Below are 1321 nucleotides of genomic sequence, written 5' to 3'. Positions count from 1 at the left end.
TGAATCGCCCCGGGATTCGTGGAGGCTGTTTGGTTTAAGTCATGCCACCACTGCAGTGGCGTGACTGGCGAGCTGCCGGTAGTAGTTTGCCTCAGCCTCGGCAGGCGAGATGTAGCCGATTGGTTCGAGCAGGCGATGGTGGTTGAACCAGGATACCCATTCGAGCGTCGCAAACTCCACGGCTTCCTTGGTTTTCCATGGCGCCCGGCGATGGATTAACTCGGCCTTGTACAGGCCATTGATGGTCTCGGCCAGGGCGTTGTCGTAGCTGTCACCCTTGCTGCCCACCGAGGGCTCGATACCGGCTTGTGCCAGCCGTTCGGTGTACCGGATGCTGACGTATTGCGACCCGCGGTCGCTGTGGCATATCAGGCTTTTGTCGCGCTCAGGCTGACGGGCGTAAAGGGCCTGCTCCAGTGCATCGAGCACGAAGTCCGTTCGCATAGAGCTGCTCACCCGCCAGCCCACAATGCGACGGGCGAACACGTCGATGACGAAGGCCACATACAGCCAACCCTGCCAGGTCGAGACGTACGTGAAGTCCGAGACCCACAGCTGGTTCGGCCGCTCGGCCCGGAACTGCCGGTTGACCCGGTCCAGCGGACACGGCGCCTTGGCATCTGAGATGGTGGTGCGCACGACCTTGCCTCGCATCACACCGCGCAGCCCCAAGCGCCGCATCAATCGCTCGACCGTGCAACGGGCCACCATCACGCCTTCGCGAGCTAGTTGCCGCCAGACTTTCTCGACACCATAGACCTGCATGTTGGCCCGCCAAACACGTTGAATCTCCGGGACCAGCACGTCATCCCGGCGAGCCCGTGCGCAGCGCTTGTGAGGTTCACGCAGCAGTGCCGCATGCCGCCGATACGCTGAAGGGGCGACCTGCAGTACCTTGCAGACCGGCTCGACCCCGTACGTATCGCGATGCTTGTCGATGAAGTCCTTCAGGACTTGAGCCGGCGGTCGAGCTCCGCCTGGGCGAAAAACGCGCTGGCCAGCTTCAATATCTCATTGGCTCGGCGCAATTCCTTGACCTCGCGCTCCAGTTCCTTGACCCGCTGCGCTTCAGCTGTGGTGATGCCTTCGCGCGTGCCTGCATCAACTTCGGCGCGCTTGACCCACTCGTTCAACGTCTGCGGCACGCAACCAATCTTGGGGGCGATGGACTCGATGGCTGCCCACAGTGATGGGTACTCGCCTCGGTGTTCTTGCACCAAGCGCACAGCACGCTCGCGTACCTCGGGTGAAAACTTGTTTGACTTCTTCATGGCTCAATCCTCTCAGAGTGTTGAGCCTCCTCAAAAACCGGGGCGATTCA

Annotated in this window: 1 protein-coding gene and 1 other annotated feature; the gene reads right to left on the bottom strand. The window is 61.4% G+C overall.

What is annotated here, in order from left to right:
• Positions 1–39: 39 nt before the first annotated feature.
• A protein-coding gene (locus AC1Q64_RS25650; RefSeq protein ID WP_492253176.1) for an IS3 family transposase occupies positions 40–1271 on the bottom strand; the annotation gives its coding sequence in 2 pieces (ribosomal slippage) (positions 40–980 and positions 980–1271; 1233 coding nt in all).
• Positions 877–993: a sequence feature (AL1L pseudoknot), on the bottom strand. It overlaps the preceding gene by 117 nt.
• Positions 1272–1321 lie beyond the last annotated feature (50 nt).

Source organism: Acidovorax sp. GW835-FHT14G06, assembly GCF_058793595.1.
Note: the sequence above shows the minus strand (reverse complement) of the source record. Positions and strands in the feature narration are given on the sequence as shown.